This window comes from Neptunomonas concharum, assembly GCF_008630635.1.
Lineage (GTDB): Bacteria > Pseudomonadota > Gammaproteobacteria > Pseudomonadales > Balneatricaceae > Neptunomonas > Neptunomonas concharum.
This window is the reverse complement of record NZ_CP043869.1, coordinates 59,882-74,152: the sequence shown is the minus strand read 5'-3', so window position 1 is coordinate 74,152 and position 14,271 is coordinate 59,882. Positions and strand designations below refer to the sequence as shown.

Annotated in this window: 18 protein-coding genes and 2 tRNA genes; 8 read left to right on the top strand and 12 right to left on the bottom strand. The window is 47.6% G+C overall.

Annotation, left to right across the window (positions count from 1 at the left end; genetic code table 11):
* Positions 1 to 7 precede the first annotated feature (7 nt).
* Together pqqB and pqqA are read right to left on the bottom strand one after the other, a co-directional pair.
* Positions 8 to 928, bottom strand: a complete 921-nt coding sequence (pqqB, locus tag F0U83_RS00330) for a pyrroloquinoline quinone biosynthesis protein PqqB (protein ID WP_138985971.1) — start codon at positions 926 to 928, stop codon at positions 8 to 10.
* A 115-nt stretch (positions 929 to 1,043) separates the two neighbouring features.
* A complete protein-coding gene (pqqA, locus tag F0U83_RS00325) occupies positions 1,044 to 1,115 on the bottom strand; it encodes a pyrroloquinoline quinone precursor peptide PqqA (RefSeq protein ID WP_084332595.1) in 72 nt (23 codons plus the stop codon).
* 323 nt (positions 1,116 to 1,438) lie between these two features.
* On the opposite strand from pqqA, the gene F0U83_RS17305 reads away from it, so the two are divergent.
* Positions 1,439 to 1,567, top strand: coding sequence for a hypothetical protein (locus F0U83_RS17305; RefSeq protein ID WP_276469550.1), 129 nt, complete (start codon positions 1,439 to 1,441; stop codon positions 1,565 to 1,567).
* A gap of 116 nt (positions 1,568 to 1,683) precedes the next feature.
* On the opposite strand, the gene F0U83_RS00320 is transcribed toward F0U83_RS17305, so the two are convergent.
* The 3 genes from F0U83_RS00320 to znuA all read right to left on the bottom strand — a co-directional run bounded on the left by F0U83_RS00320 (position 1,684) and on the right by znuA (position 2,916).
* Positions 1,684 to 1,770: transfer RNA gene (locus F0U83_RS00320), tRNA-Leu, on the bottom strand.
* 71 nt (positions 1,771 to 1,841) lie between these two features.
* Positions 1,842 to 1,928: transfer RNA gene (locus tag F0U83_RS00315), tRNA-Leu, on the bottom strand.
* Between the two features lie 94 nt (positions 1,929 to 2,022).
* Positions 2,023 to 2,916 carry a zinc ABC transporter substrate-binding protein ZnuA gene (znuA, locus tag F0U83_RS00310; protein ID WP_138985970.1) on the bottom strand — a complete coding sequence of 298 codons (894 nt, stop codon included), beginning with the start codon at positions 2,914 to 2,916 and terminating at the stop codon, positions 2,023 to 2,025.
* Positions 2,917 to 2,973: 57 nt separating this feature from the next.
* Here znuA and F0U83_RS00305 point away from each other — a divergent pair, with 57 nt between their 5' ends.
* Genes F0U83_RS00305 through F0U83_RS00290 form a run of 4 tightly spaced genes read left to right on the top strand, consistent with a single transcriptional unit; the run spans position 2,974 to position 6,373 of the window.
* Entirely contained in the window at positions 2,974 to 3,468 is a 495-nt protein-coding gene (locus tag F0U83_RS00305) for a Fur family transcriptional regulator (RefSeq protein ID WP_138985969.1), read from the top strand.
* The gene (gene znuC, locus F0U83_RS00300; RefSeq protein WP_138985968.1) at positions 3,465 to 4,238 is read left to right on the top strand and encodes a zinc ABC transporter ATP-binding protein ZnuC; all 774 of its coding nucleotides are present in this window, start codon (positions 3,465 to 3,467) and stop codon (positions 4,236 to 4,238) included. The genes F0U83_RS00305 and znuC overlap by 4 nt, the downstream gene beginning before the upstream one ends.
* Position 4,239: 1 nt before the next feature.
* Positions 4,240 to 5,040 (top strand): zinc ABC transporter permease subunit ZnuB, encoded by an 801-nt coding sequence (gene znuB / locus F0U83_RS00295; RefSeq protein ID WP_138985967.1) that lies wholly within the window; start codon positions 4,240 to 4,242, stop codon positions 5,038 to 5,040.
* 1 nt (position 5,041) lies between these two features.
* The gene (locus F0U83_RS00290) at positions 5,042 to 6,373 is read left to right on the top strand and encodes an MATE family efflux transporter (protein WP_138985966.1); all 1,332 of its coding nucleotides are present in this window, start codon (positions 5,042 to 5,044) and stop codon (positions 6,371 to 6,373) included.
* Here F0U83_RS00290 and F0U83_RS00285 read toward each other — a convergent pair whose 3' ends face one another.
* Genes F0U83_RS00285 through prlC form a run of 3 tightly spaced genes read right to left on the bottom strand, consistent with a single transcriptional unit; the run spans position 6,374 to position 9,292 of the window.
* Positions 6,374 to 6,970 carry a DNA-3-methyladenine glycosylase I gene (locus F0U83_RS00285; RefSeq protein WP_138985965.1) on the bottom strand — a complete coding sequence of 199 codons (597 nt, stop codon included), beginning with the start codon at positions 6,968 to 6,970 and terminating at the stop codon, positions 6,374 to 6,376.
* 15 nt (positions 6,971 to 6,985) lie between these two features.
* Positions 6,986 to 7,246: a YheV family putative zinc ribbon protein gene (locus F0U83_RS00280; RefSeq protein WP_138985964.1), complete on the bottom strand. Its 261-nt coding sequence runs from the start codon at positions 7,244 to 7,246 to the stop codon at positions 6,986 to 6,988.
* 15 nt (positions 7,247 to 7,261) lie between these two features.
* On the bottom strand, positions 7,262 to 9,292 hold the full coding sequence (gene prlC / locus F0U83_RS00275; RefSeq protein WP_138985963.1) for an oligopeptidase A: 2,031 nt from the start codon (positions 9,290 to 9,292) through the stop codon (positions 7,262 to 7,264).
* A gap of 112 nt (positions 9,293 to 9,404) precedes the next feature.
* Between prlC and F0U83_RS00270 the strand changes: the two genes are divergently transcribed.
* The 3 genes from F0U83_RS00270 (at position 9,405) to F0U83_RS00260 (ending at position 10,912) form a co-directional block, all read left to right on the top strand.
* Entirely contained in the window at positions 9,405 to 9,947 is a 543-nt protein-coding gene (locus F0U83_RS00270) for a gamma carbonic anhydrase family protein (RefSeq protein WP_138985962.1), read from the top strand.
* Positions 9,948 to 10,025: 78 nt separating this feature from the next.
* Positions 10,026 to 10,205, top strand: a complete 180-nt coding sequence (locus F0U83_RS00265) for a DUF6435 family protein (protein WP_138985961.1) — start codon at positions 10,026 to 10,028, stop codon at positions 10,203 to 10,205.
* The gene (locus tag F0U83_RS00260) at positions 10,202 to 10,912 is read left to right on the top strand and encodes an SDR family NAD(P)-dependent oxidoreductase (protein ID WP_138985960.1); all 711 of its coding nucleotides are present in this window, start codon (positions 10,202 to 10,204) and stop codon (positions 10,910 to 10,912) included. Before F0U83_RS00265 ends, F0U83_RS00260 begins: the two co-directional genes overlap by 4 nt.
* Positions 10,913 to 11,290: 378 nt before the next feature.
* Here F0U83_RS00260 and F0U83_RS00250 read toward each other — a convergent pair whose 3' ends face one another.
* The 4 genes from F0U83_RS00250 to F0U83_RS00235 all read right to left on the bottom strand — a co-directional run bounded on the left by F0U83_RS00250 (position 11,291) and on the right by F0U83_RS00235 (position 14,176).
* Positions 11,291 to 11,908: a LysE family translocator gene (locus F0U83_RS00250; RefSeq protein ID WP_138985959.1), complete on the bottom strand. Its 618-nt coding sequence runs from the start codon at positions 11,906 to 11,908 to the stop codon at positions 11,291 to 11,293.
* 91 nt (positions 11,909 to 11,999) lie between these two features.
* Positions 12,000 to 12,470, bottom strand: coding sequence for a DUF1499 domain-containing protein (locus tag F0U83_RS00245; protein WP_138985958.1), 471 nt, complete (start codon positions 12,468 to 12,470; stop codon positions 12,000 to 12,002).
* Between the two features lie 16 nt (positions 12,471 to 12,486).
* Positions 12,487 to 12,735, bottom strand: coding sequence for an RNA recognition motif domain-containing protein (locus F0U83_RS00240; RefSeq protein WP_138985957.1), 249 nt, complete (start codon positions 12,733 to 12,735; stop codon positions 12,487 to 12,489).
* 253 nt (positions 12,736 to 12,988) lie between these two features.
* On the bottom strand, positions 12,989 to 14,176 hold the full coding sequence (locus F0U83_RS00235) for a cytochrome-c peroxidase (protein WP_246077566.1): 1,188 nt from the start codon (positions 14,174 to 14,176) through the stop codon (positions 12,989 to 12,991).
* Between the last annotated feature and the right edge of the window lie 95 nt (positions 14,177 to 14,271).

Below are 14,271 nucleotides of genomic sequence, written 5' to 3'. Positions count from 1 at the left end.
GCATCACCTACAGCTCGATACTCATTCCATCATAGGCGATTTCAATACCATGCGCTTCTACCTCTTGGCGCTCAGCAGAGTCTTCATCTAAGATCGGATTGGTATTATTGATGTGGATAAGTATCTTGCGAGGCTTAGCCAGCGTGTCCAGATACTCAATCATGCCTCCCTCACCTGATTGGGGGAGATGCCCCATGGTGACACCTAGTTTATCGCCGACACCTGCGGTAATCATTTCATCCTCAGACCAGAGCGTGCCATCCACCAGCAGGCAATCCGCATTTGACATCATCGGATCCAAATGAGGATCAATCTTGCCTAATCCAGGTGCATAAAATAGCGTTTTACCCGTTCGAGTATCTTCTATGAGAATACCGATATTATCCCCAGGGTGAGGATCATTGCGATGGGGTGAATAGGGCGGCGCACTACTGCGTAGCGGGATTGCCGTCAGCTTCAACTCCGGTACTTGCGGCACGACAAAGCTATTTTCGCCAGGCTCCACAGAGATTCGATTCCGCTTAATACCGCCATTCCAATGGGTCAACATATTAAAAACGGGAAAGCCGCTCGTCAGGTCTTGATACACCATATCTGTGCACCAAACCTCATGAGGGCAACCTTCGCGAAGCATTAACAAACCGGTAGTGTGGTCTATCTGGCTATCCATAAAGACAATGGCCGCAATTCCTGTATCACGAATCTGGCGTGCTGGCTGCATTGGCGCAAAGGCAGCCAATTGGGCAAGAATGTCAGGGGATGTATTAAATAATATCCAATCCTCACCGTTCACACTGACAGCGATGGACGACTGTGTGCGCGCTTTCGCATTAAGCGTTCCATCTCGAAACCCTTTGCAGTTGCGACAATTACAGTTCCATTGTGGAAAACCGCCACCCGCGGCAGAACCTAAAACCTGTATTTTCATAAAAGACTCAGTGCTCAGAAGAGAGTAATCGTTATTATTATGGTGCGAGCTCGGCACCGGGGAGCATGAACCCGGCACCGGCCGTAGCGCTTTGGGTAGCCCAAAGCACCTGAGCTTATCGGTTAGCGAAGTACATTGTTACTTCGAAGCCGATGCGCAGATCTTGATAAGCTGGCTTAGTCCACATGATGAATACCTCAGTTGTTGTTATTCGGGAATGTCCGAAGACTTCTACGATCATAGGAGAGGTATTACGGAGTAAATATGGTACTTTGGAACGAAAAATTTGATTTTTTGGTCGTATAAAATCATCTTAATGGCCAAATAACGAAAAATGTCACATATCGCCAAAAATGACAGCCAAAATCAGCACTCATATATAAAGCACTTATACCACCCCGTCATACCCCACGAAAAACCGTTTCTAATACAACATATTAGCAATATCAAGCCATAGTTGGCATTAGCGTTGCAACGTTCAAAGCAACACACTATTTCGGAGATACCATCATGTCATATGCACACGAAGAGCAAGGCGTTGAAGTTATTGGGGTTGTTCCTTCTATTTTAATGGTACTGGGTGGACTCGTGATCGCGATCTTACCCGCTATCGTACAGATTGCTTTGCTAATGCAATAACGGTTTATGCACCCACCCTGCAGCCGGGCTTGTCCCGGTTTTTTTTTTCGCGCTCGAAAAAGCCGAGCTTAATCAGCGAAGTACACAAAAGGAAGAAAAAAGAAAGGAAATCCGATTGGTGCAGATGGGGAGACTCGAACTCCCACGCCCGTGAAGGCACTAGCACCTGAAGCTAGCGTGTCTACCAATTCCACCACATCTGCGTCGGCTATGCTGTTATAGAGGGCATACTCTGTATACATGACTTTCAGCACCAATCCTAAAAATTTAGGGTTGGTGCAGATGGGGAGACTCGAACTCCCACGCCCGTGAAGGCACTAGCACCTGAAGCTAGCGTGTCTACCAATTCCACCACATCTGCTCGAAAGTGGGCAGCATTATAATGATCTGCCTATCCTTTGTGAAGCGATTTCTATACCACAAAGAAAAAAACAAAATGCCCTTTCCATGGCCTCTTAAGGCGCCAAACAGCTATGTACTGTATCCGCAAAACGCTGCAAGAAAACCGTATAAGCCCCTGCCTGCGGCTCGATGTTTTGTCCGAGAGGATCTAGTTCAACAACCTTAACTTCAGAACCTGCAGTCACCGCGTCCAGCACAGAAGAGCTAAACTGTGGCTCACTAAAAACACAGACCGCTTGGCTATCGATCACTCGCTGACGTAATTCAGAAAGATGTTTCGCACCAGGCTTTCTTGATGGGTTAATGGTGATCGCATCCAACTGCAGCAGCTGGTAATGCTCGACAAATCGCCCATACGCATCATGAAACACAATAAAACCTCGTTCTGACAAAGGCATAAAGCGCGCCATCAGCGTTTTATCCAGTCCAATTAATCGACTGGCAAAACGTTGATAATTGGCATCAAGCTGTGCTTTATGTTCTGGCTTGACCGCTGCTGCGGCATCACGAACCATCGATGCGACTTCAAGGACATAAAAAGGCTCTAACCAAATATGTGGATCAACACCACCATGATCATGGCCATCATGATGGTCATGCCCCTCATGGGATGACTCTTCGACTTCACCCTCATGTTCTTCATCCAATAAAGTTAATACTTTTGCATCCGTTTGCTGCAAAGACTTAACAAGAAATCTCTCCAACTGCGGCCCAACCCAGAGTACAAGATCTGCTTGCTGTATGCGCCGCACATCCGACGGCTTTAAGCTATATTGATGAGGGGACGCGCCAGGGGGGAGCAACTTATCAGGTACCGTGATGCCGTCCAGCACTTCAGACGCGATGAGTTGCACCGGCGTAATGCTTGCCAACACCCTAAATTCAGATGCAAAAACAGGTGCAGACATCGTTAACAATAAAGAGAATAATAAGCCGAGCGTTCTCATGATGTTCCTTCCAATTAAAACAGTGTTACAATATAACAAAATATTATTTTTTTGCCTATGACAAACTCAGAAATTGCTTTTACGCCAGAACACGACCATGAACGCTGCATCCACCAAGCGCTGGATGATGCAGCCTCCCTTTGTCGTGAGCGACAATTGCGATTAACTCCTATTCGGGAGCTCGTGCTGAAACTCATTTGGCAAAGCCATAAACCCTTGGGAGCTTACGAAATTTTACCCGCACTGGCAGAAGCAGGTTTTAATTCAGCCCCCCCAACGGTTTATCGGGCGTTGGATTTTTTACAAGAGCAGGGACTGGTACACCGGATCGCCTCGCTGAATGCATTTATTGGCTGTAGCCACCCTGAGCATCAATGTAGCAACAGCTTTTTAATCTGTACGCAGTGCCAAAGCGTTGTAGAGCTGGAGTCGCCCGAAATATCCTCGGTCATTCATCAACGTGCTGATGAGATAGGCTTCAAAATTGCTACCGAGATCGTTGAAATAGCCGGGCTATGCCCAAATTGCCAAAAGAGCACTGTAGAGAAATGAGCACCCCCGTCGATCTGGTTCGCTTGCGTGATGTTAACGTTCAATTTGGCACCAACCATGTAGTTCAAAATGTTAACTTAGATTTGCATAAAGATTGTATTACCACATTGATTGGCCCTAATGGAGCAGGCAAGACCACACTAGTACGTGTTGTTTTAGGTCTTATAAAACCTACCACAGGGAATGTCTGGCAGCAGCCGGGTTTGAGCATTGGCTATATGCCGCAAAAGCTTCATATTGATCGAACCTTCCCCCTAACGGTGAAACGCTTTTTACAAACGGCCCGCATCCGCAATGAAGATACCATGATCAGCGCACTGGAAGCTGTGAGCGCGGAGCACTTGCTCACTCACTCAATGCATGACTTGTCAGGCGGCGAGACACAGAGAATTATGCTAGCGAGGGCACTGCTTCGGGAGCCTCAGTTGCTAGTTCTCGACGAGCCCGTGCAGGGCGTTGATATCAACGGCCAAGTTGAGCTTTATAATTTGATCGGCCAAATCCGCAAACAACGCGGCTGCGGTGTTTTAATGATCTCGCATGATTTACATTTAGTAATGTCATCCACAGACCACGTGATCTGCCTAAACCGACATATCTGTTGTTCCGGCCACCCTGAGCATGTCAGTAATGACCCCTCTTTTATCGACCTGTTTGGCCAACAAGGGGCAAACAGCTTTGCGCTATACAGCCACCACCATAACCATAGCCACGACACCCACGGGGATGTAATAACCGACCACCCACAAACTGGGGAGTGTAAGCACTAAGATGAGTTATGATTTCCTGATTTATGCACTGATTGGCGGCTTAGGCGTAGCCATGGTCGCAGGCCCTCTAGGCGCCTTTGTCGTATGGCGGCGTATGGCCTACTTTGGTGACAGTTTGGCACACTCCGCGCTATTGGGTGTCGCGCTAGGCATTTTGCTTGATACCAATTTAAACTTGGCCGTTATTGTCTGCTGTATTCTCTTAGCATTGGTATTGGTTTCACTACAGAAACAACGCGTCATCGCCACTGATACCCTTTTGGGCATTATGGCTCACAGCACGTTGTCTCTGGGTTTAGTGACCGTTTCTTTTTTAGAAAATGCCCGCTTGGATCTTATGGAGTATTTATTTGGCGACCTGCTGGCCATCTCACCCAACGATTTAGTCTGGATTTTGGCAGGGGGTGCGGCGGTGTTACTGACTATTCGCTTTTTTTGGGAACCTTTACTGGCCATCACCATTAACGAAGAGCTTGCGCAAGTAGAAGGGGTAAACGTTGCCCGAACCCGCCTGATTCTGATGGTATTAATTGCGGTAGTTATCGCAGTCGCCATGAAGATTGTCGGCATACTACTCATCACCTCTTTGCTGGTCATTCCCGCGGCGGCTGCCAGAAAACTGGCCTCGACGCCTGAACAGATGGCCGCTTTTGCATCGCTCTTAGGCTGCTTAGCGGTGATTGGCGGCATAGCAGGCTCTTGGTATTGGGATACACCTGCCGGCCCCTCCGTGGTGGTTACTGCTTTATTGACGTTTGTGCTGATCTACTTATTCCCTGCACGCCGCTCTGTGCATATTTAGAATGCAATACCCCACAAAGCGAGAGCACAAAGAGGTGTGGGGGCTTGCCTGGCCCATGATCCTCTCCAATATTACAGTCCCTCTCGTGGGACTGGTTGATACCGCGGTCATTGGACACCTTCCCGAGAGCCATCATCTGGGTGCAGTGGCCGTGGGCAGTATGATCTTTTCTATTTTATATTGGGCGTTTGGCTTTCTGCGCATGGGCACCACAGGGTTAACTGCCCAAGCCATTGGTGCTGACAACCCAGACAGCAATCGAACGTTGCTCGCCCAGTCGCTCATCATGGCAACGGTGATCGGCCTGTGCATCATCGTATTGCAAGCGCCTATTATTTCATTTGCCCTACACTGGATTGCCGCAGAACCCATCGTCACAGATTCAGCACGCCAGTATGCTGAGATACGCATCTATGGCGCACCGGCTGTACTCTGTAATTTCGCGCTGCTTGGCTGGTTTGTTGGTAACCAAAACACCCGTATCCCTTTGCTCCTGCTCACCGTCACCAACCTTCTTAATATGCTGATGGATATTATTGCTGTATATGGACTGGGTATGTTTTCCGATGGTGTAGCCTTGGCAACCGTAATAGCTGAATATGGCAGCTTACTACTGGGTTTATGGCTATGTCGACGAATGCTTGCACCCATGGGTGGCCAACTATTACACGATAGCCTTTACCACATTCGCCACTACGCCGCGCTATTTCATGTTAATCGATACCTGTTTGTGCGCACCTTGGCTATCTTGTTTTCTCTTGCATTTTTTACAGCCCAAGGCGCCAGACAGGGTACCGATATCCTGTCAGCTAATGCGGTGTTACTCAATTTTCTGCTACTGATTTCAAACGGGCTGGACGGCTTTGCCCACGCTACAGAAGCACTGGCGGGCAAGCGCATCGGCAGGCGAGATCTTTCGGGGTTTTATCGCACTACTTTAGCGGCAGCGCTGTGGTCGCTCATTACAGCTCTGTTGTTTACCGCCTTCTTTTGGGGTGCAGGCACGTGGATCGTTAGTCTACTGACCTCCATCGAAAGCGTACAAGCAGAAGCAAACACTTATCTTCCTTGGCTGATTGCTCTACCTTTAATTGCCGTTTCAAGTTACCTTCTAGACGGCATCTTTATTGGTACAACGCAAGTGAGGGCGATGCAAAACACTATGCTATTCTCGGTGTTTTGTGTGTTTTTACCGATGTGGTGGTTACTTCAGCCTTATGGAAATCACGGCCTATGGATGGCTTTTCTTACACTGTTTATCGCCAGAGGATTCAGCGGGTTCTGGGTGTTTTGGCAGCTCACACGGCAAAACCGCTGGCTATTAAAAGTCTGACTAAACGCCCTCCAGCACAAATGCATCACCTGCTGCTTTACAGGCATCATGACGCCAACAGCTCACTTCGTGATCATTTACCATGCCTACTGCCTGCATGAAGGCATAACAGATCGTCGGGCCAACAAAGCGCATCCCTTCTTTTTTCAGCGCCTTAGATAACTGCTTGGAAATATTAGTTTCTGCAGGAGCCTGACGATAGTCCGCTAAAGCATTTTGAATAGGCTTGTTATCGACAAACCCCCAGACATAGCGAGCAAAACTGCCATACTCTTTTTGGAGTCGCAAAAATACCCGCGCATTACTGATGGAGGATTCCACTTTGAGTTTATTGCGAATAATCGCGGGATCCGCCAGCATCGCTTGTATTTCTGCATCACCAAACGACGCCACCACCTCAGGATCAAAATCACAATAGTAGCGACGATACCCCTCACGCTTCTCAAGGACAGTACGCCAGCTAAGACCTGCTTGTGCGGCTTCAAGTATTAAAAACTCAAACAGCACACGGTCATCCTGCTGCGGCATACCCCATTCTTCATCATGGTAAGCCGCTTCAAGAGGCGAATGAGTCGCCCAATAACATCGCTGGCACATTGCAGGTCCTCCTTGCTAGTGATCCCTTCGTTTCAAACCCGGATTAGGCACAAACTTCAGCGGTTGAGAGGCCGAAACCGACTCCGGCTTTTTAGTTACCCGTGTGGCCAACTCTTCGGCAGGGTCGGGCGATCCATCCAGATTCTGACCATCTACGTAGTCGCACTTTACACATTCACGGTACTCGCGAATCTCGTTGCGGTATACTCGAATGGTATCCATCTCGCCGCAGCGAGGGCAAACCGCACCCGCTACAAAGCGTTTAACTATCGACATAATCGCCCCATTTTTCTAAACATTGATACCGGAATGTCTCAGCAAAGCATCAACCTGCGGCTCACGCCCTCGAAACTCAACAAACAGCGCCATCGGCTCTTTTGAGCCACCCTGTTCGAGAATAGTTTCTCTAAATTGATGACCTGTTGCTTTATCAAATATACCTTGCTCCTCAAACAAGGAGAACGCATCCGCAGATAGTACCTCAGCCCATTTATAGCTGTAATAACCGGCGGCATAGCCTCCCGCAAAAATATGGCTAAAACTGTTCTGAAAGCGATTGAACGATGGCGGTGTAATGGCCGCAACCTGAGAGCGCACCTCATCAAGCAGCGCTTGGATGTTTGTTTTCCCAATCTCATATTCATGATGCAGTTTGAAATCAAAAATGGAGAATTCTAATTGTCTCACCATAAAGAGCGCCGACTGAAAGTTCTTCGCGGCCAGCATTTTATCTAAAAGTTCCTGTGGTAACGTTTCACCTGTTTGATAATGCCCGGAGATAATCGCTAACGCCTCAGGTTCCCAACACCAGTTCTCCATAAACTGGCTAGGCAGCTCAACCGCATCCCACGCCACACCATTAATACCACTGACATCCGCATACTCCATACGTGTCAGCATATGATGCAGACCATGACCAAACTCATGGAACAGCGTTGTTACCTCATTGTGCGTTAATAGTGCCGGATCATCCCCAACAGGGCCGTTAAAGTTACACACTAAATACGCCGTTGGTAACTGCAAGGAACCATCGTCCAAGCGACGGCGGGTACGACACACATCCATCCATGCACCACCACGCTTATTCGCTCGTGCATAAGGATCCAGATAGAAACGAGCAATCACGCTACCATCCCGGCTGACAGCAAACAGGCGCGCATCTTCATGCCAGCGATCAAACTCAGTGACTTCCTCAATAGAGATATCAAACAGCCGTGCGGCTATATCAAACATTCCAGAGAGCACTTTAGGGAAAGGGAAGTAGGGGCGGAGCATCTCTTGGGAGATCGCATAGCGGGCTTGCTTCAGTTTTTCCGAATAATAACTCACATCCCACGCTTCAACCGACTCAGCACCGAATGTCTGCTGAGCATACTCACTCAACTCGGCAAACTCTTGACGCGCCACAGCAACGCTTTTGTCAGCAAGATCATAAAGGAATTGCAATACCTGCTCGGGTGTTTCGGCCATTTTTGTTGCCAAAGAGTAGTGGGCATAAGAGTCAAACCCAAGCAACGCAGCTTTCTCTTTTCGTAGCGCCAAAATTTCGGTCATGACATCTGTATTATCCCACTGGCCTGCCGTGGGCCCTTGATCTGAGGCACGAGTAGCATAAGCCTCATACACTTCACGGCGCAGTTCGCGGTTGTCACAATGGGTGATTACAGGGAAGTACGATGGAAACTCCAATGTAATTAAGTATCCTTCTAAGCCTTTCGCTTCAGCGGCTTGTTTAGCTGCCGCCAGAGACATCTCCGGCATACCCGCCAGCTCAGCCTCATCCATAATATGTTTTTCCCAACCTTGGGTCGCATCCAGCACGTTTTCAGAAAACTTCGTAGTCAACTCCGACAAGCGTTTTTGTATCTCAGCGAAGCGCTGCTGATCTTGCTCTGGCAGATCAATACCGGAGAGGCGAAAATCCCGCAGGTTATGCTCCAATGCTTTTTTCTGAGCCGCATCCAGCTCCTGCGATTGTTCAGCAACACGCTGAAACGCATTGAACAAACCCTTATTTTGGCCTAGCTCTGTCCAATATTCAGATAGCTTAGCGAGGTTCTCATTATAGGCATCCCGTAGCCCATCACTGTTCACCACGCTGTTCATGTGAGAAACCGGTGACCATGCCTGACTTAAGGCATCATTGGCCGTATCCAGTGGTGCAACCACCTCATCCCATGTTGCCTTTTGCGTATCCGATGCCAAGGCGGCAACTTGATCACGACCTTGCTTTAGTAGCTCATCAATAGCCGGCGTAATAAGCTCGGGGGTTATCTGACTAAACGGGGGTAGCAGGGCAGGTTCCAATAAAGGGTTACGCATACGTCTCTCCGGTTTCGCTCATGGGCATAACATAACTAAACGCCTATCAGCAGTAATTTCTGATTAGTATACAATGGGGCCTAAATTGAAGTATGCAAGCGGATCAGTAAAGATGAATATCAGAACATTTAAAGGTACTACCCCAACATTGGGAGCGCGTGTATTTGTCGACCCTTCAGCGGTTGTGCTGGGTGATGTTGTGATCGGCGACGACACCTCCGTTTGGCCACTCACGGTGATACGTGGCGATATGCACCGCATTCGTATCGGGCACAGTACCTCTATCCAGGATGGCTCGGTTTTGCATATCACCCACGCAGGACCCTTCAATCCGGATGGGTTTCCACTCACCATCGGTAACCATGTAACCGTAGGCCATCAAGCCATGCTACACGGATGCACCATTGGTGATCGCGTTTTGGTGGGTATGGGCGCCATGATTATGGATGGCGCAGTTGTCGAATCGGATGTCGTGATTGGTGCCGGGAGCTTAGTTCCCCCCGGTAAGACCCTTGAGAGCGGCTATCTTTATGTAGGACGCCCAGCCAAACAAGTGCGTAAGCTAACCGACAAGGAGATGGACTATTTCACTTACACCACCGGTAACTACGTCAAGCTGAAAGACCAGCACCGAGAAGAAAGCTGGGCTGATTAAATCATTTGCCAACGCCTCATCATCGAGTAGAGGGATCAGCGCGTAAAGATAGCTATCCCCACTCGTTGAGTAACAGATATGTTTTCTTTATTTAAGTCTGACCCTGTAAAAAAGTTAAAAAAAGCTCATGATCAAAAGCTGGAAGAAGCCTTTCTAGCCCAAAGAAACGGCGATATTCAAAGCTACTCCCAACTTACTTATGAAGCGGAGCAGATTCATAAGCAAATTCAGGAGTTCAAGGCTCAGAAACTCTCATGAAGAGCATCGTTATCATTGGGGCATCAGGCGGTATCGGTTTGGCGATCGCCCAAGCCTGCCTCGAAAGCTATCCTGATGCTACGCTCATAACCACCTATCATAATAATCGGCCCAAGCTTGCACATCCCAGCCTTCATTGGCATCAGCTGGATATCACTGATGAGAACGCAATCTCAGCTTTTGCTCAACAAATCCCTAAGGTGGATATGCTCGTCAACGCCGTAGGTTTTTTGCATTCACAACACCACAGACCTGAAAAGTCACTTAAACAGTTTGATACGAGCCTATTTGACCTGAATATTCGCCTAAATACCTTACCCAGTATTTTGTTGGCAAAACACTTTGAAGCCGCACTTAAAGCAACGGATAACAGCTTCTTTATCGCTTGCTCTGCCAGAGTAGGCAGCATCAAAGACAACCATATTGGCGGCTGGTTGAGTTATCGGACATCCAAAGCCGCACTCAATATGGCGATCAAAACCATCAGCATTGAATGGCGCATAAAGTTACCAAAATGCTGCGTACTCCTGTTTCACCCTGGTACTACTGACACCGCTCTGTCCAAACCATTTCAAAAAAGCTTACCCAAAAACCAGCTGCACACACCCCAGACAACTGCCGAATCGCTACTCAAGATTATTAAAAATACCCAGCCCCGCGATACCGGACAATTTTTGAGTTTTGATGGCAGCGAAATTGAATGGTGACACCAATATTCATACCCCAGCCACCAACTGATACCGACTATCCAACGCCTGCTTTTCAGAAGGGAATTCGATTACCGATTTATTAGCAAAAAGTCGCTCTCCATGTAGCACCTGTACGGCACCTCTAGCAAGAAATTAGTCGCGGTCACTTAGTGCACCTGCTTCCTAATTATCACGGTCGCCCCCGGCATTTCTACTTTTTACACCGCTACCAAAGTGGCAAACCTGCGTATATTGAACGCTTTTACCAACTCGTTAAGCATTATTTTTTGATAGCTAATGCCTAAATATGCGAACTCGCTCTCTTAAGATGCTCTATTCTCGCGGCTTGCTCCTAAATTTAGATCAAACTTGATCTCGGAGTAAGTTTACTGATCTTTATACCCGCTCACTCAGAGCCAGCTTAAGCCCTAGCGAAGCAAAGCTTACGGAGAAAAATTTTTGCATGTAAATGCTGGCTCTTTCTGACTTTACAATGAATACGCTAAAGGTGCTGGATAAAAAGCCATATACAATAAAAACGGCAAACGTCATTAACATAAATATAGAACCATGCATTAGCATGCTACCCAATACATTTTCTGATGTATGCGGTATGAACTGAGGGAGAAAAGCCAAAAAGAAAACGGACAACTTAGGATTTAGGATATTAATCAGGAATCCCTTAGCAATAAACCCTGTATAGCTTCTATTCGGTTGCTGTGAGGTTATAGAAAGTGGGGAAGAGGTACGCCACATTTGCCAAGCCAAGTAAAGCAGATAGGCAGCACCGATATATTTTACAAGCTGAAATGCTACTGCGCTGGTGTGAAAAATAGCAGCAAGACCTAAAGCACTGGCGGCTAAAGCCGGAATAATACCTAAAGTGCAGCCAAGTGCTGCAAAAAAACTAGCACGCTTTCCTGCAAGTAGCCCAGTAGCTACTGTATATAAAACTCCTGTGCCCGGAATCAACACGACAACAAGAGAAGTCAGCAAAAACTCTAAAGATATCATTCAATATTTCCTTTTCCATGAAGGGCCGATGTACTCCTTAATAAGGAGTAACTTAACATACGGAACACAGAGGCCGCACTACCAGCAAACGCTACTGCTGAATATGTTCGCTAAATCCTTTCTTGATCATCTCCACCCTTTGTTGGTTTGCACCTAAATCGCCATACCCCACGCGAGAGGCTGAACGGATATGGATACGATTGTGGGTCGGTTCAAACCGTATCTCTACATCATCCACAAAGCCAAAGAGAGGGGAGGTAAAAGAAGCAGCAATATAGGTATCACTTTCTATTTGGACTTCACCTTTTAGATCAATGAGTACCGATCTCATTAATTGCATCGTGCTAGGGGCTGCGGGCTCAGTAAGCAAGATGGGGGATGTAAAGTGACTGGTGTCGGTCGGGCCTTCGCTACTGACACAGTTGGGTTTGTCAGGGCAGGGGGCTAATCGGCCATCCAGTATCCCCACAGGGTTACCTGACTGGGACATTATGCCCAATACAGTTAACGCTGCCACGCTTAATAGAATCAAGGCGGTTATCGCCACCAATATGGCTTTCATGTTGCGACCTATGTATTTAAGCGTCTTTATCTGCGGCTTTTTTAACCCGCACTTTGGATTCACCAACCATTTTGTAGTTTAAATTTTTAATGGCCGCTTTGGCTTCGCCCACTTTTGGCATCTCGACAAAGCCAAACCCTTTTGATTCACCGGTGACTTTATCCATCACCAGATTGCAGGACTGAACGGCACCAAATTCTTGGAATAGGGATTTTAATTCGGCTTCGCTGACCGAGCGATCAAGGTTACGTACGAGTAGTTTCATGTTGATTCAAACCGTTGTGTTTTTGTATAGAGATACAATACACGGCCAAGCAGAAAATAACTGCAAAATAGTGCTCAAAAATCTAGATGAGTAGGGGAGGCAATACACAAAAAAGTACGTGAAGGCATGGACTGGGGTTTGTTGAGAAATCACAGGAGGCTTGCGCCTCCCGTCTTAAGGCTTAAGAGGTGGTTATAGCAGCGCTTCTCTTGAGTGAGTGGGTTCTAGCGCGAATACCGTAGAGCTTCCTGATTTACTCTTTTAGCAAATGCTCATATTTTTTATCAGTTAAGGTCTTCATAAAAGCAACCAGCGCATCAACCCGCTTATCCGTTAATGCAGGGCCTGACTCTAGCTCTTTAAGAGATAGGTTCTCAGGCACTTCGGGTTCAGCCCAGCGCATGTGGGTCTCTGGGTTAATCTGACGCTTTTCACTGCGGCTATTGTACTTGTTATAAAAGAGCACCACCGTTCGCAGATCCCTAAAAACGCCGTTGTGCATATAAGGGCCTGTTACGGCTACATTTCTGAGCGAGGGGGTTTTAAATTTTCCTTTTTGATCAGGGTCTGAGACATCAGGGTGTGCAAACAATCCTTCATCGCGGGTTTTCGTACCGTTTAGGGCTCTTAGCTGGATATTCTCAGGCACACCTATATTATGGAACTGGTAGTTCGTAAAGGTCTCATCCTTACTGACTGGCGAAGGCCTTAGTTGATGGCATTGATTGCAATTGGTGAACTGCTGAGAGAAGAAAAGGGTACGCCCCAGCTCTTCTTGTGGGGTTAACTCATACTCCCCTTTAAGATAGCGATCGTACTTTGAGTCGAAGGGGGCAAAAAAACCTGTGGACTCAAAGCTAGCAATAGCATCACTCATCGCGGCATAAGCACGATCAGCATCAGTAAGCACTTGCTCACCGTAGATCTTTTCAAACAGAGAGGGATATAAGCTGTTTTCCAACAAACGCGCCAACACCGCCGCTTTGCTTGGCATCCCCATTTCTACAGGATTCAAGGGTGGGCCCGCCGCTTGTTCGGCTAAGGTACTGGCACGGCCATCCCAAAACTGACCTCCGATATAACGCCCCTGCTGATCTTGGTAAAAAGGCGGTGAATAGGCCGCATACCCTGCGGTTGGAGCGTTACGATCACCTAAGGAGTGGCCATCGTCCCCTAAAGAGACGGCTGCCTTCACACCCGTGCCACGATGGTCCACAAAACCTTTATCCGGCGCATGGCATGTTGCGCAAGACTGTGTGCGATTTTTTGATAGATTGACATCAAAAAACAGCTGTTGCCCAAGCAAGACTTTGGTTGCCGCACGTGATTTTTCATCCATTTCTGTTGCTAGAACAGCCGTTGTTGAGGCCACAGACCCCACTAAGATGAGACCAACAACCTTATATAGATTCATCTTACCGATTCGTTTCTGGCGTGACATTTTTTCTCCAACACTGAGCAATCAACAGGATCATCATAGTAAAACGACTCATTTCTCGATTATTTGACACTGATCAATAAAAACAAATCTAACCA